The sequence below is a fragment of the Mesorhizobium sp. M3A.F.Ca.ET.080.04.2.1 genome (genome assembly GCF_003952525.1).
GTDB lineage: Bacteria > Pseudomonadota > Alphaproteobacteria > Rhizobiales > Rhizobiaceae > Mesorhizobium.
Genome location: NZ_CP034451.1, coordinates 2,099,405 through 2,120,811, shown reverse-complemented (window position 1 = coordinate 2,120,811; position 21,407 = coordinate 2,099,405). Strand labels below are relative to the sequence as shown.

Here is a 21,407-nt window from a genome sequence, read left to right as displayed (position 1 = left end):
CAAAAAGGTTGGGAGCGTTCAGTCGCGTCCGGAGCGCTCGTGCTGATCTCGAATGTCCAACAAGAGCCGGCGACCCAAGCTGTTCGCGCTTGTGTTTCGCGACGCGCGCTGCTTGCGGGACTGTCTGCCTCGCTCCTGCTCGGCACGGTTGCCGCAGCCCAATCGGCAATTGTTCGCTTTGGCGTCCTTGGCTTCGGCACCGCCGCCTGGGAGCTGGACGTGGTCCGCCGCCATCGGCTGGATACCTCGAACGGGGTTACGATCGAGGCGCGAGAACTGGCTGGCCCGGAGGCCGGCAAGACCGCACTGCTCGCCGGCAGTGTCGACGTCGTCGTCACGGACTGGGTCTGGGCCGCGCGCCAGCGCAGCGAAGGCGCCGATCTTGCTTTCCTTCCCTATTCGCGCGCCGTTGGCGCGCTGGAACTGCCCGCCGGCTCGTCCGTGCGCGGCCTGTCGGAACTCGACCGAAAGAGACTCGGCATTGCTGGCGGTCCGCTCGACAAGAGCTGGGTCCTGTTGCGAGCGCTCAGCCTTCGTCAGACAGGACATGACATGGCCGAGCGCGTGCAGCCGGTGTTCGGCGCGCCGCCACTGCTGGAGCAGGAATTCCTGGCGGGGCGGCTGGACGCGGTGCTGACGTTCTGGAACTTCGCGGCCCGGCTGGAGGTCAAAGGCGCGCGGCGGCTGCTGAGTGTTGCGCAGATGCTGCAGGGGCTGGGCGCCCCGGCCGAATTGCCGATGCTGGGCTACGTCTTCAATGAGAGCTGGGCGCGCGCAAACCCGAAGACGCTCGCCAACTTCATCAACGTCACCAAGGCCGCCAAATCCTTGCTCGCTACTTCGGACGAGGAATGGCAGCTCCTGGCGCCCCGGCTTGGGACCGAAGATCCACGCCTGCAGGCCGCGCTGCGCAATGCCTACCGGGACGGAATCCCGCATCGCTTCGGCAAGGAGGAACGGGACGGCGCGGCGCGTCTTTTTTCGATCCTGGCCGACCTCGGCGGCGAAGCTTTGGTCGGCAAGGCAAAGAGCCTCGATCCCGGCGTTTTCTGGACAATACCCGCCTGAGGCTCAACACCATGACCGACATCTCAGCCGCTTCCGTAGATAGCCAGCGTTGGCGGTCGGCCGCGGCGATGTTCGCGATGCTTTTCGTCTGGCAGGCCGTGTCGGCGATCGTCGCCAGCCGTCTGTTTCCAGGCCCGGCGGAGGTTGTCGCGGTTCTCCTCAACGAAGCTTGGCGCGGTGATCTGGCGTTCCACCTCGGCATCTCGCTCGCGCGGGTCGCGGTAAGCCTGAGTATCGCCATGGTGGTCGGCGCGGCGCTGGGTTACGCCGCTGGCCGCTCGCAAGGCGCCGACCTCTGGCTGAAGCCCTGGATCGTTCTGTTCCTCAACGTGCCGGCGCTGGTCACCGTGATCCTGATCTATGTCTGGCTCGGGCTCATTGAGACAGCGCTGGTTCTGGCGGTTGCGCTCAACAAGATCCCGAACGTGGCGGTGACGATCCGAGAAGGCGCCAGCCGGCTGGACAAGGACCTGGCCGAGATGGCCGAGATCTACCGCTTCGGCCATGCGACCATGTTGCGCCATGTCGTGCTGCCGCAACTGGCGCCATTCTTCATGGTGGCTTTGCGCAGTGGCCTGGCGCTGACCTGGAAGATCGTGCTTCTCGCCGAACTGCTTGGCCGCTCGAACGGGGTCGGCTTCCAGTTGCAGGTCTACTTCCAGAACTTCGATGTGCCGCGCATCATGGCTTACGCCATCAGCTTCGGCATGGTCATGCTGGCGCTTGAATATGGCCTGCTGGCGCAGATGGAGCGCCGCTTGACCGGATGGCAGCGCTGATGCTGGAGATCAGGATCGAGGCGAAGGCCTTTCCGACCCAGGGCGGCCGCAAGCGCCGCGCGATCTTCCGAGATTTCGCGCTGGATGTGCCGGAGGGGCAAGTCTGCGTCCTTGCCGGGCCGTCCGGCGTCGGCAAGTCGACGCTGCTGTCGATCGTATCGGGCATCGACCGTGGATTCGGCGGGACCATAAGCGGTCGTGCGCTGCCGGTCGGCATGATGTTTCAGACCCCGAGGCTGCTGCCCTGGCTGACCGCCTTGCGGAACATTGAGCTGGCAATCCCGGGACGAGAGCATGAGGCACCGCGATGGCTCGCGGCTGTCGGCTTAGAAGATCACGGGGAAGACCATCCGCAGCGCCTGTCGGGAGGCATGGCGCGGCGTGTGGCGCTTGCGCGCGCCCTTGCCGTCGAGCCGGCGCTGCTGCTGCTGGACGAGCCATTCGCTTCGCTCGACGAGACAACGGCGGAAGCGATGCGCCTGCTTCTCGGCGGTATCTTTGCAAAGCGGCGGCCGACCACTCTGCTGGTCACCCACGATCTGGCGCACGCATCGGCGCTGGCCGACCGCGTCGTCGTTCTCGAAGGCTCGCCGGCCGGCATTACGCGCGATGTCGCGATCGCCCGAAGCCATGGATCGGCGCCGCCGCGGGCGGGGCAGGGGGGCAGTGTCGGATGAGGCTGGCGCTGACTGTTCTCATGCTGCTTGCTATGGCAGTCCCCGGCTTGGCGCAGCGCCAGACGATGACGATCGGCTATCTCGGCGAGCAGCGCAAAGCAGCTTTGCCGCTGGGGCCGCTCGACGAGGACGTGAGTGATGATGGCCTGCAGGGTGCGCGGCTCGGCATTGCCGATGATGACAGCACCGGCCGCTTCCTTGGCCAGCATTTCCGCCTCCAGGAGCGGATATTGAAACCGGGCGAGGCGCCGGCCGGTGCGATCAAGGACTTTGCCGGCGCAGACATCAGCTTCGTCGTCGCCGATCTCGATGCCGACCGGCTTCTGCAGGCGAGCGCCTCGCCCGGCGCGGAGCGGATGACGCTTTTCAACAGCCGCGCTCCCGACGACCGCCTGCGCCAGGAGGACTGCCGCAGCAATGTGCTGCACACCATTCCGAGCCGTGCCATGCTTGCCGACGGCCTGGCGCAATATCTGGTCTGGAAGCGCTGGCAGCATTGGTTCCTGCTCGTCGGGCCACATCCCGAGGATCAGGCGATGGCGGCCGCGTTTCGTCGGGCGGCGACGCGTTTCGGCGCCGAGATCTCGACCGAGCAGACCTGGACATTCCGGCCGGCCAACGGACGAGCCGACACCGGGCACGTCACATTGCAGACCGAGATTCCCGCCGCCACGCAGGTTGGTGACTATGACGTGCTCGTCGTCGCCGACGAGGCTGACGAATTCGGCGCGTACCTCGAAGGCCGCACGGCCTTGCCGCGGATCATCGTCGGCACGCAGGGCCTGGTCGCGACCGGCTGGAGTCCGGTCAACGAAGAGTGGGGCGCCAGGCAATTGCAGGATCGCTTCCGCAGGCAGGCCGGGCGCTGGATGCGCCCCAGCGACTACGCCGCCTGGCTCGCGATGCGCAGCATCGGCGAGGCGGCCACCCGCCTGCACGGTCTCGATCCGGTCGCGATCGGCAAATATCTGCGCAGCGATGATCTCCTCCTCGCCGGCTTCAAAGGACAGGGATTGAGCTTCCGTCCGTGGGACGGCCAGATGCGCCAGCCCATTCTTATCGCCGGCTCGCGACTGCTCGTCTCCAGTTCGCCTCAGCCTGGCTTTTTGCATCAGCGCACGCCGCTCGACACGCTGGGCATCGATCGCGAGGAAAGCGAATGCAAGTTCTGACCGCGCTTCTCCTGGCGACCTTCGCTCTTGCTGGTCCCAGCGCGGCCGAGACCATCTATGTGTCCAACGAGCAGGACAACACCGTGGCAGTGGTGGATGGAGCCAGCATGACGCTGTCGGCGACGATCGACGTCGGCCGGCGCCCGCGCGGGATGGCGCTCTCGGTCGACGGGAAGGAGCTGTTTGTCGCCGAAGGCGATGACAACCGCATCGACGTCGTCGACCTCGCCAAACGACAGGTGGTCGGCCAACTCCCTTCGGGAACCGATCCGGAATTCTTCGTTGTCCATCCGGACGGCAAGCGGCTGTTCGTCGCCAACGAGAACGACAATCTGGTCTCGGTGGTGGACATCGCGGCTGCCAAGATCGTCGGCACCGTCGATGTCGGCGTCGAGCCTGAAGGCATGGCGGTCAGCGCCGATGGCCGCTACGTCGCCTGCACCTCCGAAACCACCAGCATGCTGCATCTGATCGACGCCGGCACGCTTGAACTCGTCGACAATCTGCTGGTCGACACGCGGCCGCGCGCGGCAGCGTTCTCGCCCGACGCCAAGCAATTGTGGGTCTCGTCCGAGATCCGCGGCACGGTCACCGTGTTCGACACGGCGACACGCGAACAAACCGGCAAGATACGGTTTGAGGTGCCGGGCATCCGACGCGAAGGCGTGCAGGTGGTCGGCATCGAAATGTCCCGCGATGGGGCGAGCGCCTATGTGGCGCTCGGACCCGCCAACAGAGTTGCCGAGGTCGACGCCAAAACGCTCGCGGTCCGCCGCCTCTATCTCGTCGGCCAGCGGCCGTGGCACGTCGCGCTCTCCGATGATCAGAAGCGGCTGATCAGCGCCAACGGCAATTCCGGCGACATCTCGTTCATCGATCTGGAGAACCAGGAGGTGGTGAAATCGCTGCCGGTGGGGCGCGGCCCGTGGGGAGTCGTGATCGGGCCATGAACGCTTTGTCGGTCGCCAATCTGGGTCACAGCTTCGGGAACAGACGAGTTCTCGACGGCGTGTCATTCTCGGTAGCGGAGGGCAGGATGTGCGTCCTGCTCGGACGCAATGGCGCCGGCAAGACGACGCTGTTCTCGCTGATCACCGGCCTTTATCACGCCCGTGCCGGTTCGGTGCGCGTCTTCGATCACGCGATGGACGCCAATCCGGCCGCCGCGCTTGCGCGAATGGGTGTCGTCTTCCAGCTGCAGACGCTCGATCTCGATCTGACGGTAGGCGAAAATCTGCGCTACCACGCCGCCCTCCACGGGCTTACCAAGACGGTGAGCCACGAGCGCTCTGTCGAGGAACTCGGCCGTCTGGAGGTGCTGGACAGGATCGACGACCCGGCCCGGGTGCTTTCAGGCGGGCAGCGGCGGCGGGTCGAGATCGCGCGTGCTTTGATGCACAAGCCGCGCCTCCTGCTGCTCGACGAGCCGACCACCGGGCTCGACCTGCCGGGCCGGCGCGCGCTCGAGCGCCACGTGCGCGCGCTTTGCCGGGAGCGTGGCATCGCGGTGCTGTGGGCGACGCATTTTCTCGAAGAGGTGGCGGCCGATGACGATGTCGTGGTTCTCCACCAAGGCACGGTGCGCTGGGCCGGCCGTGGCGATCGGATCGCCGCCGATTTCGGGGTCGCCGGCATCGCGGAGGCATTCGACTTGCTGACGGAATCGCCATGAAGACGGACCACGCATTGCGGGCGCTCGATGGCATCCTGCGCAGGGAAATGCTGCGCACGCTGCGGCAGCGCGGCCGGCTGCTTTCGGCGATGGTGCGGCCGCTTGTCTGGCTGGTGATCTTCGCCGCCGGCTTCCGCTCGGTGCTCGGCCTGTCGATCACGCCGCCCTATCAAACCTATGTCCTCTACGAGGTTTACGTCGTGCCCGGACTGGCTGCGATGATGCTGCTCTTCCATGCCATGGCAAGTTCGCTGGCGATGGTCTACGACCGCGAGATGGGCAGCATGCGCCTGCTGCTGACGGCACCGCTGCCGCGCTGGTACCTGCTTGCCGCGCGCCTGCTGGCCAGCGTCATTGTCGGCCTGCCGCTGGTCTATCTCTTCCTGCTCATCGCGCGCTACTGGGACGTGCGGCCGCCGGTCCTCGGCTATCTCGCGGTTTTTCCGGCGCTTGTGTTGTCGGGGCTGATGCTCGGCGCATTCGGCCTGCTTATCTCCTCAATATCGACCCAGATGGAGAACTTCGCCGGCGTCATGAACTTCGTCATCTTCCCGATGTTCTTCGCCTCGACGGCGCTCTATCCGATCTGGCGCTTGGCCGAAGCTGGGCCGGTGCTGGCAACCGTTGCCGCCTGGAATCCGTTCAGTTCGGCGGTCGAACTGATCCGCTTCGCGCTCTACCTGCGCTTCGATCCGGTTTCCGCACTCATCGTCCTTGGCTGCCTCGGTCTTTTCTTCCTGACAGCTGTGATCGGCTATGATCCAGGCCGCGGCCTCTGGTCCCGGCGCTCTGCAAGCTGATCACTTCAAGGCGTAGAGATAGGCCGCGATGTCGCGCGCCTGCTGCTCCGTGATTTTCGTCGAGGGCATGGCGGTGTGCGGATTGATCTCCCGGGCCGAACGTATCCAGCGGATCATGTTTTGCGGATTGTTCGCCATCACGCCGCCAATGTAGACCCGGCCTGCCAGGCTTGCGTCGAGGCGCGGACCGACCTGGCCTTGCGCGCCCGCAACGCCACTGATCGTATGACAGCCGGAGCAGCCATTCGCCGTCATGATCGGAATGGCGCGCTCCCCAACGCCGCCTGTAGCGACGTCCGCCTCGTGCCTGACGCGATCGCTTCGGTCGGACCACAAGGTCATCCCGGAGATGATCGCAACCAGCAGGACAAGAGCGGCGCTGGCCCCGGCAACAAGCCTAGACAGCGCGGAGTGCATCTCTCGCCTCCCTTGTTGCGCTCGTCCGGATCCACAGCCCGGCGAGCAGCAAGGCGGCCCCGCCATAGACCAGCCCGGCCGGAACCCACATCACCAGCCCGGCAAGCTGCTGGTCTTCGAGCGGGCTCAGGTTCCATAATCCAGCGCCCGCCGCGTTCTGCGGATACCAGAGTTTCGGCGACAGCAGCAGCAGAACGCCGAGCAGGCCGGTATGCAGCGAAGTGAAGAACAGATGCATGACCGCGCTGCCATAGGCCTGCTGGCGGCCGAGGCGCGGCAGAAGCACCCACCAGAAAAGCAGGGCGGTGCCGAGGAAGCTCGCATGCTGCGCATAGTGCGGCACGCCGTGCCGCAGGGCAGCCTCGAACAGGACGGGGATGTGCCAGATCCAGATTGCAATGCCGTGGATGATTGTCGCGTTGAGGGGACGGCTGGCAAACCTCCAGAGAGCCTGCAGCACGCTGCCGCGCGTGAACTTTCGCATGCCCCGCCGAAGGGCGGCGGGCAAAGCCCAGATCAGCACGGCGGCCGGGCAGGCGGCGACCAGCAGCGGCGCGGCGACCGCCATCAGCAGTTCATGCTCGGCCATATGCGCAGTGAATATTCGTTCGCCCAAGGCGTGGATCGGGCTGACGAGCGTTCCCGTCAGCACAGCCCAGCCTGCAGCGAACAACAGCGCCTGCCGTGTCCGCAGAGGCCTGCCCTGGGCGCTGCGGCGCCACAGCCGGACCGCGCCCATCGCATAGAGGAGCGCAATCGCGGCAAGCGGAAAAGTTATGGGAAGCGCGATCGTCCATCCGACCTCGGGCGCGCCGGCACCATAGCAGATCGAGGTCGAGAAGAACGCGTCGAAGCTCATCGCAGGCACTCGTCGAGAATAAGCGCGGCGCTGCCCTGCATGACGATGACGAGAGCAAACAGCGACGCCGAAAACATGCCGAGATCGGCGACGAAATCCTCGGTGCTGCGCGTGCGCTCCGGTTTGAAGGCAGCGCCGCCCCGGCGCTTCGCCTGCCACGACAGCGCACCTCCGAGAAGCGAGAGCAGGACGAGCAACAGCGCCACGGGAAGCACGACCGGCACCTGGCGATTGCACTGCCAGGGCACCAGGGCGTAGTTCAGCTGCGTCGACACGGCCCATGCCAACGGGCCGGACAGGAGCCCAGCCCAGGATATGCCTAACCGCAAAGCGCGCATCTCAGCCTAGCCTCGGGACCCAATAGATAAGCAGATAGATCGGGATCCAGGTCAGCACCACGAAATCCCAGTAAAAGACGTTGTCGCCGACGTCGCCGAAACGGCGGCCGTTGTAGCCATGGCGCGTGAACATCAGCACCGTCAGCACGATCGTATCGCCGACATCGGTGATGAGGTGCGTGGTGTGAAGGCCCAGCAGCACCCACAGCATCGAGCCGTAGGCATTGGTGTCCCAGTAGATATTCAGCGCCGGGAACTCGAACCAGCGCACGATGAGCGGGGCGATGCCGAGCAGCGACATGACCACCAGCCAGATTCGCACCGGCGTCATGGCGCAGTGCTCGGCGTGGCGGTTGAGGATGTGGTTCGGCACCACGCTGACGATCAGAAGCAGGGTGACGATGGTGCCCGGCCAATGGTTGGGTTGCGGTGCGCCGAGCGGCCATTCGGACCATGACAGCGCCAGGTAAAGATAGGCGCCGGCCGCCAGCGCGAAGCCGGTGCCTTCCAGCGCCATGAAGCCGAGCGTGCCCCACCATGTCGGGCTGCGCGGACCAACCCCAAAGCTCGGCAGGGTTGAAAGATCGGCGACGGGGCGCTGCTTCATTCCTCGTCCTCCGGATCGCCTTTCGGCCAGAACCATCCGATTAAAGTGACGGCGATTGGCACCGCGCCCCAAACGATCGCCCACGGCGTGAAGATCGAGTAGAGGAAGGTGGCGCCGACCGCGACGGCGGCAAGCAGCGGCCAGATCGATGGCGTCGCCGATTTTTCCCGGATATCGGGGCGGGCTTCGGCCACCGTGGAGATGAGCAGCTCGCGTGCATCGACCCGAAGCCCCGTCGCTACAGGCATTGCCTCGCGTTCGGCCCAGAGCGGCTCGACATGGCTGACGACCGGAATGCGCGCGAAATTGTAGCTTGGCGGTGGTGACGAAGTCGCCCATTCCAGCGTGCCGGCATCCCAGGGATTGTCACCCGCGGGCACACCCCTCATGGCGCCATGCACGAGGTTGAAGGTGAACAGAACGAAGCTCAGAAAGAAGAGCGCCGCGCCGGCGGTGATGAAGAGATTGATGTTCCCCCAGCCAAGCTCGGCCGGATAGGTGTAGACCCGTCGCGGCATGCCCCACAAGCCGACGATGTGCATCGGGAAAAAAGCCGCGTTGAAGCCGATGAAGGCCAGCCAGAAGTGCAAGCGCCCGAGGGCCTCGCTCATCATCCGCCCCGTGATCTTGGGAAACCAGAAATAGGCTGCGCCAAGCAGCGGAAACACCGATCCGCCGATCAGCACATAATGGAAGTGGGCGACGACGAAATAGGTGTCGTGCACCTGCAGGTCGAGCGGCACCGAGGCGAGCATGACGCCGGTGAGGCCGCCGATGACGAAGATGAAGAAGAAGCCGAAGACGAACAGCAACGGTGTGCGGATCACCGGCCTGCCGTCCCACAATGTCGCGAGCCAGCAGAAGATCTGCAAGCCGTTGGGAATGGCGATCATCATGCTCGACGCGGTGAAGAAGCTGGCGCCGAGCTTCGGCAGTCCCGTCGCGAACATATGATGGACCCAGAGGCCGAACGACAGGAAGCCGACCGCGATCAGCGACAGGACCAGACCGAGATGGCCGAAGATCGGTCGCCGCGCGAAGGCGGGAATGATCGCCGAGACCATGCCCGTCGCCGGCAGGAAGATGATGTAGACCTCGGGATGGCCGAAGAACCAGAACAGATGCTGGAACAGCAGCGCGTCGCCGCCCTCGGCCGGATTGAAGATGTGCGTGCCGACCAGGCGGTCGAGGATCAGGAAGGTCGAGGTGATCATCACCGCCGGCATGGCGAAGACGACGACGAAGGAGGTGACCAGCATCGCCCAGACATAGAGCGGGATCTTGTCCAGCGACATGCCGGGCGCGCGCTGCTTGAGCACGGTGACGATGGTGGCGACGGCGACCGCCAGCGACGATACTTCGGTATAGGTGATCATCTGCGCCCACACGTCGGCGCGCTTGCCGGGGGCGAATTCGGGTCCGGACAGCGGCACATAGGCGAACCAGCCGACGTCCGGCGCCATCGAGAGGGCGAAAGAAACCCAGGCAAAAATGCCGCCCGAGACGTAGATCCAGTAGCTGAAGGCGTTGAGGCGCGGGAAGGCGATGTTGCGGGTGCCGACCATGAGCGGCACCAGGTAGATGCCGGTCGCCTGCACGATCGGCACGGCGAACAGGAACATCATCGTGACGCCATGCATCGTGAACAGCTGGTTGTAGAGGTCTGGTCCGATCAGCCCGCGCCGCGGTCCGGAGAGCTGGATTCGCATCGCGACCGCGTTGAGTCCGCCCAGGCACAGAAAGACGAAAGCCGTTATCAGATAGCGCCGCGCAACGATTTTGTGGTCGACGCTTGACAGCGCGCCGACGATGCCGGACGGCGTCCGCCACGTCTGCGTCAGCCAGCGCTGCAGACTGGCGTCGTCCATGCCGGTGTCGCGCGGCCCGTCCCGTTCGGGGGCAAGATCGCCCTTACCGGCGGTGTCGCGCTGCGGCAAATCGCGCTCGCTGGTCAGGTCGGCGCTGCTCATCTCAGCCCCTCGAGATAGGCGACGATCGCGTTGAGCTCGTCGCCGTTGAGGCTGACCACCGGCATGTGGGCGCCGGGCTTGATGCCTTGGGGATCGGCTATCCAGGCGGCGAGATTGCCGCGGCTCATCGTCAGGGTTCCGGCCGCGAGCGTCTGCCGGCTGGCTATATGGGTAAGATCGGGCGCAACCGTTCCGCCGGCCCTCGTGCCGCCTATTCGGTGGCACATCACGCAGGGTCGCTTGACAAACAGGTCTCCGCCGGCCTTGGCCTCGCCGCTCGTCGGCGCGGCGGCCGGCTGCAACTGCTCGTTCAGCCAGGCATCGAATTTCGGCCGCGGCTCGGCGACGATGAATGTTCCCATATTGGCGTGCTGGGCGCCGCAGAACTCCGCGCACTGGCCACGGTAGATGCCCGGCTTGTTCGCCTCGATATCGAGCACGTTCATATGGCCGGGGATGAGGTCCAGTTTGCCGGCCAGGCTCGGGATCCAGAAGGAGTGGATCACGTCGGTCGAGGTCACAATCAGCCGGACCGGCTCGCCGGCAGGGATGTGGATCTCGTTCGCCGTCGTCAGGATCCGGTTTGGCTGCGCGTTCTCGTAGCGTACTTCCCACCACCATTGGTGCCCGGTCACGCGGATGGTCAGGGCAGCATCCGAGCCGATCGCCGCCAGCGTGCGATTGGCGAAGAAGCTGAGCAAGGTGAGCCCGATCAGGATCAACGCCGTCACGCCAAGCGCGGCTACGACCACGCGGAACTTGCGGTCGTCGGCGCCGGCGTCGAGCACAAGCGGCTCGGTGCGTTGGCGCGAGCGCAGGACCAGTGGTGCAGCCAGAGCGATCATCACCAGCACCCACACCGCCGCGCAAAGCCCGGTGAAGAACCAGATCAGCCATGCCAGCTCACTTGCCGCGGGACCTTTCGGGTCGAGCGCCGATTGCCAGCCTGCGCATCCCTGCAGAAACAAGACGCAGGCCATGGCGGATGCCATCGAGCCGAGGCGCCTCACGGCGATTTCCCCAATGTTGCGGCATCCGGCAGGCGGTTTTCCGACGGATGCACCATCATGTCGTCATTGCGCGACGGCGCGGCTGAAGAGGGCGCCTTGCCGCTCAGCGAACGCACGAAGGCGGCAAGCTCCCAGATCTGGTCGTCGGGGATCTTGTCGCGGAAAGCCGGCATGCCGTTCGGCCGTCCGTCGCGGATGGTGGCGTGGATGCTTTCCATCGAGCTGCCATAGACCCACTTTTCGTCCATCAGCGCCGGTCCCATGCCGCCGCCGCCATTGGAGTGGCATCCCGAACAGTTGAACCAACCGAACAGCCGCTTGCCTTCGCTGAGGTGAAAGGCGTTCGCCTCGAAACCGGCGGCCTTGTTGTCGCTGGGCGAGGGCCGTCCGCCGCCCGGTTCCAGCGTCGTCACCGGCGTCGGCTGCTCGCCGGACCCGAGCGAGGATTGCGGTCGGGTGTCCCGCTCCTCGCGCTGGCAAGCGGCGAGCACCAGAGACGCGCACAGCAGCATGGCGAGGCCGGGCTTCATCGCACCGGGCTCCCGGCGGCATCGAGGCGGGGAACGCCATACTGCGCCAGCACCGCGTCGATCTCCGTCTTGTGCTTGGATAGCGCGGCATCGACCTCGCCGCGCAGACGGTCGTCTTCGCGCCGGACGCCCATGGAGATGTCATAGACCATCGGCAGCAGAGGTCCGTCGATGCGGGGCGCGACCGGCCTGATCCTGAGCGGCACCTTCTGTTTCGCGGCGAAATAACCGGCGAGCGGTCCCCACACGACCGCGAGATCGATCTCGCCGCCGGCCACCGCCTCGACGATCCGCGCCGGAGGATTGGGGGCGGAATAGTCGCCATAGACGGGATAGCCGACCAGACGGCCGACGATGCCGCGGCGGCCGAGCGCCTGGACCGGCGGCGAGTTGGCGCCGTCGTCGCCGATGAGCTGAACGCCGATGCGAATGTCACGCAGGCGCGGGTCGTTGAATGACGAGATATCCGGGCCGTCCTGTCTTGTCACGAAGACGTAGGAGGAGCGGTAGTAGGGCGTGGTGGTGCGCAGCATTTCAACATTGGCCGGCGTGCCAAGCACGAGATCGCAGAGCCCGGCCTTCAGCGTGTTGCGGACGAAACCGCGTCGCTGTGCCCACCATGTGTAGGTCAGGCTGGCGCCGAGTTCGGCGGCGACGATACTCGCAATCTTGTTCTCGAAGCCCTGGCCGGCCGTGTTGGAAAAGGGCATGTTGTTTGGATCGGCGCAGACCCTGAGCTCGCGCGCTTCGGCAGCAGCCGCCGCAAGCAGCAGGGCAAGCGCCGCGACCCAGGCCATGAGGCGCTGGAACGCCTTTCGCCGGCGCAAGCTCAGGCCGAACGCATCAGGGCAGCCGGAACACATAGAGCGTGCCTCCCGGCGTGGTCACATTTTTCAGGTCCTTCATCACGTTGACGAAACCCAGCGCAGCCGTTGCGTCGCGCGGGTCGAGGTCGCCCGAGACGATGGCGCCGGCCCAGCCGCCGACGCCCGACAGGATCGCGACATACTGATGCCCGTCGGGACCGCGATAGGTGATGGGCTGGCCGATGATGCCGGACGAGGTCTTGAACTGCCAAAGCAGATCGCCGGTCTCGGCGTTGACCGCCTTGAACCAGCCTTCCATGGTTCCGTAGAAGACGACGTTGCCGGCCGTGGCGACGGCACCGCTCCATACCGGGAAATTCTCCTTCAGGCTCCAGGCCGGCTTCGCAGTGGCTATGTCCCAGGCGGTGAAGGCGCCGCGATTGCCGCCGGGCCCCGGGATCATGCGCACGTTCATGCCGACATAGGGCGTGCCGGCGATGTAGTTCACCTCGACGCCCTCTTCGTCCATGCACAAATTGTTGTGCGGGATGTAGATGAGGCCGGTCTTCGGCGAGAATGCCGAAGGCTGCCAGTCCTTCGCGCCGGAGGCGGTCGGGCAGATGTTGCGCACAACCTTGCCGGTGCCCGTCTTCTTGTCGGGGTTTTCGATCAGGCGGCCGGACTTGAGATCGACGCCCTTGCTGGAATTGACCGGCCCATAAGGCGTCGCCGAGAGGACCTCACCGGTGGCCCGATCCAGAACATAGAGGTAGCCGTTGCGCTCGGGCCGGACCAGCACCTTGCGCGGCTTGCCCTGCCAATTCATGTCGAGCAGGATCTGTTCGTTGATGCCGTCGTAATCGTGAAGGTCGTGCGGGGTCCACTGATAGAACCATTTCGCCGCACCGGTGTCGGGATCGCGCGCGAATATTCCTGCCGTCCACTTGTTGTCGCCCGGCCGCAGGTCCGGATTCCATGGCCCGGGATTGCCGGTGCCGTGGAAGATCAGGTCGAGGTCGGGGTCGTAGGAGATCCAGCCCCACATATTGCCGCCGCCGATCTTCCACGCCTCCGGCGGCCATGTGGTGACGCCTAGGTCCTTGCCTTTGTCCACGTCGTAATGCGGCTTGAAATCGGGCCCGATCAGCACATCCTTGTCTGGGCCGGTGCCGAAGGCCGTCCAGACGACATGACCGTCGCCGGCATCGAGCGCCTTGACCCAGCCGCGCACGCCCATCTCGCCACCCGAGTTGCCGACCAGCACTTTGCCCTTCACCACCAGAGGCGCCATGGTGATGGTCTCGCCCATGTTGATGTTGCCGATATGCGTGTTCCAGATCGGTTTGCCGGTGTTGGCGTCGAGGGCGATCGTGTGGCCGTCCAGCGTATTGAAGAATATGCGTCCGTCGGAAAAGGCCGCGCCCCGGTTGACAACGTCGCAGCAGGCAACGCCTTGCGCCGCAGGTTCGGGGTTGGGCTCGTACTTCCATTTTATCGGCGCGCCGGGCTTGGAAAGGTCGAGCGCGTAAACGAAGTTGGGAAACGGCGTCACGATGTACATCGTGTTGGCGATGACCAGTGGCGCCGCTTCCTGGCCCTTGTTCACGCCGGTCGAAAAGGTGAAGGCGACCTGCAGGTTCTTGACGTTGCTTTCGTTGATTTCCGAAAGCTCGCTGTAGCGGGTCGAGGCATAGTTCTTGGCCGGCATCGTCCATTGCCCGTCATCGGGCGGCGCGGCCGATGCCGGCGGCGCTATCGCCGGTATCGCGGCGGGCTGCTGCGATGCGGCGGTCAGGAACGGGCAGCAGGCCAGCACGACGACAGCAAGGATCCTCGATCCAGGAAGGCTGCGCGCTGTCGCAGCGTCGCCAGCTCGCCGCTCGCCAAGGCACTTCTCTGTCCATTGCGGCATGCTCTTCATTTGGCAACGGAGCCCCCGACTCCAGCCCCCAGTTCCGCGGCGATATCGGCCTCCTTGCCCGCGCACAGCGGATGGCCCCAGCCGGATGCGCTTTTGCCGCCGGCATCGAGGTCGTAGACGATGGCGTCCTTGCGATTGGGATTGACGCCGGCCGGAACCTTGTCGAGGCCGAGCGCCGCCCGAACGCGCCAGGCGACATTGTGATCGGCGCAGGAGGAATCACCGCTGATGCCAAGACCGCCGACGATCGTCTTGCCGTCATAGAGGGCGAGGCCGCCGCCAAACACCACCACGCCACCGATCGGCTTGCCGATCAGCGGATCGTTGACGCTGCCGAACGTCCTGGCCTCGCCGGCAAAGGCCGCCGCCAGGTTGACCGGATTGGTTGCCTGCAGGCCGAAGAGCGGGCCGCCCGGCTGGACGCCAGCATAGAGATTGGCCGTCGACAGAGCCATCTGAGCCAGGCTCAAGCCGTTGGCCGTGTTGGCCTTTTCGGCGGCGATCAGCCGGCTGCCGGGCCACTGCGCATCGATGCTGGGACCGCTGAAGGCGACCGCGCAGACCGTGCCGTCGCGAGCCACGATCGCAGCCCATTCGTTTGTTTCGAAGCCGCCATTGGCCGGCCCTCCGCTCGCCTTGACGCTGGCCTTCAGCGCGGAGAGCAACTTGTCGTGATCGGCCGGGCAGGGCGCTTGCGCCCAGGCCGTATCGTGCTGCAGCAAACCGATCGCCAAACCCACGAGGCTGACAGCTAGTGAAAGAAACCGACGGCGATCCATGGGCCTCAAAGCATTTTGTTGACTTCGGCACAGGCGAAGCGACCGACGCCTGATGGCGACGCCACGTCCACCATCGCTGCAGGCTGATCTCGCTCTTGCTGCGCGCCTCCGAACTGGCCTGCCGCGGCTTTGTTCCTGGTTACGCGTGGAATATTGGGCTGGATCCTGCCCCTTGGGCTGCGAACCTCACCGCAGAGCCAGTGTGCCTAGCTTCTGTCAGACTTTGCTCTCGTCGCGGTTCTGCTCCTCCGTTGTGACCGAAGCCTGCCCGATCCACGGGCGGGCTTCGCTCCTTCGATGGGCGGGCAAGGTTCGCTCTGGAGACGAGTAGTGCGCCAGGATTTGGCGCCAAGCGACCCGTCAGCCGGGTTCTCGCGCCGACGCTCGTGTTCTGCGATATGCCGCCAATAATGCTGCCTTGGCAGCTTCCCTGCGCTTCTTGATCTCCAGCGCTCTCAGGAAAGCGAGAGCGCCTACGTCGCAGGCATGTCTTGAAGGTCCGTTGGAACTGATGATTATTCTGGCCTGGTCCAGCGTCAGCCCATGCCTTTCCGCGAAGGCTTGTGGGTCATAGGCGTCGTTCCAGTTCGCTATCGGCTTGGTCATCTTGTCTCCTGGCTGGCTTGTGAAGCACAGAACGCGCTGGACAGGCCAAGGTTTCAAAGCCTGAAATCCGCTGGCCGTGTTGGTGAGTTCGCCGCACGCCGGGAGGCATTTCACAGCCGGGCGCCCATCATTTGTGATTGACCGCCCTCGGGTTCGGCGCGCTACCCCTTGAGCAAACCAGGATCGACGGGACCATGAACCGCCTTCTATTCCTCTTGGCCGATTTCCTGTCCCGACCGCCGGGCTTCTATCTCATCGTCGCCGCGATGGCCGCGTGCACGCTGCTGGTGCCTCTTGGCCTGACCAACGTCGTCACCTATGCATTGTCGGTGGCCGCCATCATCATCACGGGCGTCGTCCTCATCCAAAACTATCGCGACACGGCTGCGATCCACGCCAAGCTCGACGAGATCGTCCTGCGATTGAATGAAACAGAGAACGAATTGGTCGGTCTGGAGCACGCCGACCCGGAAGAGATAAAGTCGAAACTGGCGCAGCTTGAGGCGGAGGCAGCCTCCAAGTGAAGCTGACGGCAACGCGCTGCCACGTTCCGGGGAACAAGCGCTGTGGTCCCGCGTTCGCACGCAAATGGAGCAGCTTCGTTCAGATTTCGCAGCGATGGCGCAGCCTGGCTATTGGATTGCCATTGGCTTTTTGCTGCTCCCCTACGGCGTGGGAGTGTTCTTCCTGGTGAGGACGTGCCACTGCCTGTGACTTAACGCCACTTCCGATAGCGAGGAGTTCCATGCGGGCGCAGACGATGCCGTCTGACGGCTAAGCGCGATCTGCACAGTCCTCAATCTGTCGTAGCGACGACGTCCCCGCCGCCAGGCCGCTGGGATCAGAAATCCACGTGAATCGCTGTACGCCGCTCCGGGCACTGACACGGCTTTTGCGCTGGAGGGCATTCGCCCCACTTGACTTCTGCGGCGCCGTGTGAAAAATTTTGCAGCAACTGATAAAAATATCAAAAGGGCGGAAATGGTTGGGTTCGGCAACGGCCTCCTGCGCGACGACGAGACCAGCATGGCCGCCCGCGCCGCCTGGCTTCACTACGCCGGCGGCCTGACCCAGTCGGAGGTCGCCAAGCGGCTCGGCCTCACCAGCCTCAAGGCGCATCGCCTCATCACCAAGGCCAACCAGGAAGGCTTGGTGAAGGTCTATATCGACGGCGAGGTGTCGGAATGCGTCGCGCTCGAGGACGAGCTTTCTCACCGCTATGGTCTCGACTACTGCGAGGTTGTGCCGGATTTCGACACCGAGGACCTGCCGCTCAAGGCGCTCGGCATCGCCGGCGCGCAATTCCTCAAGCGCGAAGTCGAGCGCGGCGAGGACACGCTGATCGGCGTCGGCCATGGTCGCACACTCGCGGCTTGCGTCGAGTACCTGCCCCGTACATCCGCGGACCAGATCCGCTTCGTCTCGCTGCTCGGCGGCTTGACGCGCAAATTCTCCGCCAACCCGCACGACGTCATTCATCGGCTGGCTGAACGCACCGGCGCCGAGGCCTATGTCATGCCGGTGCCGATGTTCGCCAACACCGTCGAGGATCGTGCCGTGCTGCTCGGTCAAAAGGGCATCAGCGAGGTCTTCGATCTGGCAAGGTCAGCCGACCTTCTGCTTGCCGGCATCGGCACTGCCGAGCAGGAGGCCTCGCTCGTTGCCACCGGCATGATCGGCAAGGCCGAGATGGAGGAGACCCGGCGCAACGGCGCGGTCGGCGAACTGCTCGGCCACTTCTTCGACGAGGCGGGAAGGCCGGTGGCGACCACGGTTTCCAGCCGCGCGCTGGCGTTGGCGCGCGAGGACATCGCCAACCGCAGGATCGTCGCCGTCGCCGGCGGCAAGATCAAGGTTCGCGCCATCAAGTCAGTGCTGGAGGGGCGCTTTCTCAAGGGCTTGATAACCGACGAGCGGACGGCGCGGTCGCTCGTGGAACAGACGCCGGTCGGGTAGCCGGCACCGCTTTGGTTGAAACTACCCTTTGGAGGAGAAGAGGACATGCATGAGAAAGAGAAAGACCTGATCGATGCGTTCCTGCGCGAACAAGTCGACCGCCGAGGGCTGATCAAGGGGCTGGGCGCCATGGGCCTTGCCGCCGGCACTGCCGGCGTCCTGCTCAATCTTGGACAAACGCGCGCGCTCGCCGCCGATTTCGACTGGCAGGCGCACAAGGGCAAGACGATCAAGCTCCTGCTCAACAAGCATCCCTATGCCGATGCGATGATTGCCGACCTCGACAATTTCAAGCAGCTGACCGGCATGAACGTCACCTACGACGTGTTCCCGGAAGACGTCTATTTCGACAAGGTGACGGCGGCGCTCTCGGCAAGCTCGCCGGAGTACGACGCCTTCATGACCGGCGCTTACATGACCTGGACCTACGGCCCGGCCGGCTGGATCACCGACCTCAACGAATGGATCAAGGATCCGGCCAAGACCAATCCGAAATATGCCTGGGATGACTTCCTGCCCGGCGTCAGGAACTCCTGCGCCTGGAACGGCAAGCCCGGCGGTGCGCTCGGTTCGGAAGACGCCAAGCAGTGGTGCATTCCGTGGGGCTTCGAGCAGAACAACATCACCTACAACAAGGCGATGTTCGACAAGGCCGGTGTCAAGGTTCCCGGCAACATGGACGAACTGGTCGCCGCGGCTGCCAAGCTCACGAAGGATGTCGGTGGCGGCGTCTACGGCATCGGCGTGCGCGGCTCGCGTTCCTGGGCGACCATCCATCCTGGCTTCCTGTCGGCCTATGCCAATTTCGACCAGAAGGACCTCAACGTCTCGGCCGACGGCAAGCTGTCGGCGGCCATGAACACCGCCGAATCCAAGGCCTTCCACAAGCAGTGGGTGCAGATGATCCAGGAGAGCGGTCCGAAGGACTGGTCGACCTACACCTGGTACCAGGTCGGCACCGATCTCGGCGCCGGCGCTTCGGCGATGATCTTCGACGCCGACATCCTCGGCTACTTCATGAATGGCGGCTCCAACAAGATGGCCGGCCAGCTCGCCTTCGCCGGCTTCAAGGCCAATCCGGCCGCCAAGGCGCCGACGCCGAACATCTGGATCTGGTCGCTGTCGATGTCCAACTTCTCCAAGGACAAGGACGCCACCTGGTACTTCATGCAGTGGGCCTCCGGTCTCGATCACTGCCTCTTCGGCGCAACCAAGATGGACTTCGTCAACCCGGTCCGGCAGGCGGTCTGGAAGGACGAGATGTTCCGCGAGAAGCTCAACAAGAGCTATCCTGGTTATGTCGAGATGTTCGACGCTTCCGCGCCAGGCGCCAGCATCAAGTTCACCGCGCAGCCGCTGTTCTTCGATCTCACCACCGAATGGGCGGCGACCCTGCAGAAGATGGTGGCCAAGGAAGTGCCGGTCGACGAAGGGCTCGACAAGCTGGCCGAAAGCATCAACGGCCAGCTCAAGGAGGCCGGTCTCGGCTGACGGTTGACAGGGCTGGTCCGCCTCGCGCGGGCCAGCCCGGAATTGAGGACAACTTCGCGACGCGGTGCCAAGATCCGGCATCGCCACCTCGCCCCACCGGCCGCCTTGCTCCCTGGGCGGCCGGCAGGCGGTAGCACAGGATTGACGGAACAGCGCGATGACCGCGGCCACCATGCACAAAACCAGGCCCTCCGGCTTCAGGATCAGCAAGAGGGTGTTGCCCTATCTCCTGAGCCTGCCGGCCTTGCTGGTCTGCATCGGCATCCTGATCCCGTTCCTGACTTCCGTAGTCTATTCCTTCCAGCGCTATCGGCTGAGCCAGCCCTGGGCGCGCCAGTTCAATTGGGGCGACAATTACATCTCCTTCTTCACCGATCCGAAATTCTGGAACACGCTGGAGATATCGCTGCTTTATGCCGGCATCACCGTCGGGCTGGAGCTGCTGCTCGGCCTCGGCATCGCCATGCTGCTGCAGAAGCGCACGACGCTGAACAATTTCATCTCGATCATGCTCTTGATGCCGCTGATGACGGCGCCGGCGCTCGCCGCGCTGATGTGGAAGCTGATGACCAATCCGGGCTTCGGCGTGCTGAGCTATCTCGCCAGCCTCGTCGGCCTGCAGGATTTCCGCTGGGCGTCCTCGCCCTCCACGGCGCTGCTCACCGTCGTGCTTGTCGACATCTGGGTCTACACCCCCTTCATCATGATCCTGCTGCTTGCCGGCCTGCGCAGCCTGCCGACGCAGCCTTTCGAGGCGGCGGCGCTCGACGGGGTGCCGAGGAGCTTCGTCTTCTTCCGCATCACCTTGCCGATGCTGACGCCTTACATCCTGACGGCGACGCTGTTCCGCCTGCTCGATTCCATCCAGCAGTTCGACATCATCTACGCCATGACCCAAGGCGGGCCCGGCGACACGCTGACCGTCTTCCAGGTCGAGGCCTATCTGAACTTCTTCCAGTCGACCAATGTCGGCCGCTCAGCGGCGCTGATGATCATCCTGTGGGCGATCACCTATTTCCTATCCAACATCTTCATCAAGAACTGGCTCAGGCTGCGCGAACGCGCGCGCGGCCTGTCATAGGAGCCCGGGATGGAACACACCTCGCTTCTCGAACGTGTCCTGCGCGGCGCAGCACTAACCCTGGTCGTGGTCTTCTTCATGTTTCCGATCGCCTGGATCTTCATGATGTCGTTCCAGACCAACGAGACGATTCTGCGCATCCCGCCGCAGCTGGTCTTCGAGCCGACGCTCGCCAACTACACGGCGCTGATCACCGGCAAGCTGGTCACCGCCGCCGGCACGCTCGACATCGCCTTCATGCGCAACCTGTGGAACTCGGTGTTCCTGTCGGTGACCTCTGTCGCGCTCTCATTGCTGCTCGGCGTGCCGGCTGCCTATGCGTTTGCCCGCCATAAGTTCCGCGGCTCTGAAGACATCGCCTTCACGCTGCTGTCGTTCCGCTTCGCGCCGGCGCTGTTGGTGCTTCTGCCTCTTACCCTCTATTTCCAGAAGCTGGGGCTGGCCAACACCTATATCGGGCTGATCTGGGTCTACCAGCTGATCTGCCTGCCGCTCATCCTGTGGATCGTGCGCGGCTATTTCGAGGACATCCCGGCCGACATCGAATACGCCTACCGCATCGCCGGCCATTCCTGGTTCGCCACCTTCCGCAAGATCGCGCTGCCGCTTGCCGGGCCAGGCATCGCGGCTGCCGGCCTGCTCGCCTTCATCTTTGCCTGGAACAATTTCGTCTTCGCGCTGGTGCTCGCCTCCGCCGACAAGCAGCCGGTGACGGTCGGCGCGCTCGCCTTCATCACCTCTTCGGGCATCCAGTACGGCCAGATCTCGGCGGCGATCGTCCTGTCGATCACGCCGACGCTGGCGCTGGCGCTCTATGCGCAACGCTATCTCGTCGAAGGTCTGTCGCTCGGTGCTGTGAAAGGGTAGT

The 21,407-nt window shown here is 64.6% G+C and carries 22 protein-coding genes; 12 read left to right on the top strand and 10 right to left on the bottom strand.

Going from position 1 to position 21,407, the window contains the following annotated elements:
- Positions 1 to 39 precede the first annotated feature (39 nt).
- Genes EJ074_RS10205 through EJ074_RS10175 form a run of 7 tightly spaced genes read left to right on the top strand, consistent with a single transcriptional unit; the run spans position 40 to position 6,168 of the window.
- Positions 40 to 1,068: an ABC transporter substrate-binding protein gene (locus EJ074_RS10205; RefSeq protein ID WP_129553246.1), complete on the top strand. Its 1,029-nt coding sequence runs from the start codon at positions 40 to 42 to the stop codon at positions 1,066 to 1,068.
- Between the two features lie 11 nt (positions 1,069 to 1,079).
- A complete protein-coding gene (locus EJ074_RS10200; protein WP_129553245.1) occupies positions 1,080 to 1,847 on the top strand; it encodes an ABC transporter permease in 768 nt (255 codons plus the stop codon).
- A complete protein-coding gene (locus tag EJ074_RS10195; protein ID WP_129553244.1) occupies positions 1,835 to 2,524 on the top strand; it encodes an ATP-binding cassette domain-containing protein in 690 nt (229 codons plus the stop codon). Before EJ074_RS10200 ends, EJ074_RS10195 begins: the two co-directional genes overlap by 13 nt.
- Entirely contained in the window at positions 2,521 to 3,696 is a 1,176-nt protein-coding gene (locus EJ074_RS10190; protein WP_129553243.1) for an ABC transporter substrate-binding protein, read from the top strand. The genes EJ074_RS10195 and EJ074_RS10190 overlap by 4 nt, the downstream gene beginning before the upstream one ends.
- Entirely contained in the window at positions 3,684 to 4,646 is a 963-nt protein-coding gene (locus EJ074_RS10185; RefSeq protein WP_129553242.1) for a PQQ-dependent catabolism-associated beta-propeller protein, read from the top strand. The genes EJ074_RS10190 and EJ074_RS10185 overlap by 13 nt, the downstream gene beginning before the upstream one ends.
- Entirely contained in the window at positions 4,643 to 5,368 is a 726-nt protein-coding gene (locus EJ074_RS10180) for an ABC transporter ATP-binding protein (protein ID WP_129553241.1), read from the top strand. Before EJ074_RS10185 ends, EJ074_RS10180 begins: the two co-directional genes overlap by 4 nt.
- Positions 5,365 to 6,168, top strand: a complete 804-nt coding sequence (locus tag EJ074_RS10175; protein ID WP_129553240.1) for an ABC transporter permease — start codon at positions 5,365 to 5,367, stop codon at positions 6,166 to 6,168. The genes EJ074_RS10180 and EJ074_RS10175 overlap by 4 nt, the downstream gene beginning before the upstream one ends.
- On the opposite strand, the gene EJ074_RS10170 is transcribed toward EJ074_RS10175, so the two are convergent.
- From EJ074_RS10170 to EJ074_RS10125, 10 genes are all read right to left on the bottom strand, one after another.
- Positions 6,169 to 6,585 (bottom strand): c-type cytochrome, encoded by a 417-nt coding sequence (locus EJ074_RS10170; protein WP_129553239.1) that lies wholly within the window; start codon positions 6,583 to 6,585, stop codon positions 6,169 to 6,171.
- A complete protein-coding gene (locus tag EJ074_RS10165) occupies positions 6,566 to 7,444 on the bottom strand; it encodes a cytochrome c oxidase assembly protein (RefSeq protein WP_129553238.1) in 879 nt (292 codons plus the stop codon). The genes EJ074_RS10170 and EJ074_RS10165 overlap by 20 nt, the downstream gene beginning before the upstream one ends.
- Entirely contained in the window at positions 7,441 to 7,719 is a 279-nt protein-coding gene (locus EJ074_RS10160; protein ID WP_245454821.1) for a hypothetical protein, read from the bottom strand. Before EJ074_RS10160 ends, EJ074_RS10165 begins: the two co-directional genes overlap by 4 nt.
- 64 nt (positions 7,720 to 7,783) lie before the next feature.
- Positions 7,784 to 8,389 carry a cytochrome C oxidase subunit III gene (locus EJ074_RS10155; RefSeq protein ID WP_095807971.1) on the bottom strand — a complete coding sequence of 202 codons (606 nt, stop codon included), beginning with the start codon at positions 8,387 to 8,389 and terminating at the stop codon, positions 7,784 to 7,786.
- Entirely contained in the window at positions 8,386 to 10,359 is a 1,974-nt protein-coding gene (ctaD, locus tag EJ074_RS10150; RefSeq protein ID WP_129553236.1) for a cytochrome c oxidase subunit I, read from the bottom strand. Before ctaD ends, EJ074_RS10155 begins: the two co-directional genes overlap by 4 nt.
- On the bottom strand, positions 10,356 to 11,351 hold the full coding sequence (gene coxB / locus EJ074_RS10145; RefSeq protein ID WP_129554030.1) for a cytochrome c oxidase subunit II: 996 nt from the start codon (positions 11,349 to 11,351) through the stop codon (positions 10,356 to 10,358). The genes ctaD and coxB overlap by 4 nt, the downstream gene beginning before the upstream one ends.
- Positions 11,352 to 11,365: 14 nt before the next feature.
- Positions 11,366 to 11,899: a c-type cytochrome gene (locus tag EJ074_RS10140; RefSeq protein WP_095807974.1), complete on the bottom strand. Its 534-nt coding sequence runs from the start codon at positions 11,897 to 11,899 to the stop codon at positions 11,366 to 11,368.
- On the bottom strand, positions 11,896 to 12,762 hold the full coding sequence (locus EJ074_RS10135; protein ID WP_129553235.1) for a substrate-binding domain-containing protein: 867 nt from the start codon (positions 12,760 to 12,762) through the stop codon (positions 11,896 to 11,898). Before EJ074_RS10135 ends, EJ074_RS10140 begins: the two co-directional genes overlap by 4 nt.
- Entirely contained in the window at positions 12,743 to 14,617 is a 1,875-nt protein-coding gene (locus EJ074_RS10130) for a methanol/ethanol family PQQ-dependent dehydrogenase (protein ID WP_281033660.1), read from the bottom strand. The genes EJ074_RS10135 and EJ074_RS10130 overlap by 20 nt, the downstream gene beginning before the upstream one ends.
- Positions 14,618 to 14,622: 5 nt before the next feature.
- On the bottom strand, positions 14,623 to 15,348 hold the full coding sequence (locus EJ074_RS10125; protein WP_245454820.1) for a heme-binding protein: 726 nt from the start codon (positions 15,346 to 15,348) through the stop codon (positions 14,623 to 14,625).
- 857 nt (positions 15,349 to 16,205) lie between these two features.
- Between EJ074_RS10125 and EJ074_RS10115 the strand changes: the two genes are divergently transcribed.
- From EJ074_RS10115 to EJ074_RS10095, 5 genes are all read left to right on the top strand, one after another.
- Positions 16,206 to 16,535: a low affinity iron permease family protein gene (locus tag EJ074_RS10115; RefSeq protein ID WP_129553233.1), complete on the top strand. Its 330-nt coding sequence runs from the start codon at positions 16,206 to 16,208 to the stop codon at positions 16,533 to 16,535.
- A 457-nt stretch (positions 16,536 to 16,992) separates the two neighbouring features.
- Positions 16,993 to 17,967, top strand: a complete 975-nt coding sequence (locus EJ074_RS10110; protein WP_095807978.1) for a sugar-binding transcriptional regulator — start codon at positions 16,993 to 16,995, stop codon at positions 17,965 to 17,967.
- Positions 17,968 to 18,012: 45 nt separating this feature from the next.
- On the top strand, positions 18,013 to 19,458 hold the full coding sequence (locus tag EJ074_RS10105; RefSeq protein ID WP_095807979.1) for an extracellular solute-binding protein: 1,446 nt from the start codon (positions 18,013 to 18,015) through the stop codon (positions 19,456 to 19,458).
- A 157-nt stretch (positions 19,459 to 19,615) separates the two neighbouring features.
- Positions 19,616 to 20,539 (top strand): sugar ABC transporter permease, encoded by a 924-nt coding sequence (locus EJ074_RS10100; RefSeq protein ID WP_095807980.1) that lies wholly within the window; start codon positions 19,616 to 19,618, stop codon positions 20,537 to 20,539.
- Positions 20,540 to 20,548: 9 nt separating this feature from the next.
- Positions 20,549 to 21,406 (top strand): carbohydrate ABC transporter permease, encoded by an 858-nt coding sequence (locus EJ074_RS10095; RefSeq protein WP_095807981.1) that lies wholly within the window; start codon positions 20,549 to 20,551, stop codon positions 21,404 to 21,406.
- The last annotated feature ends 1 nt before the right edge of the window (position 21,407 follow it).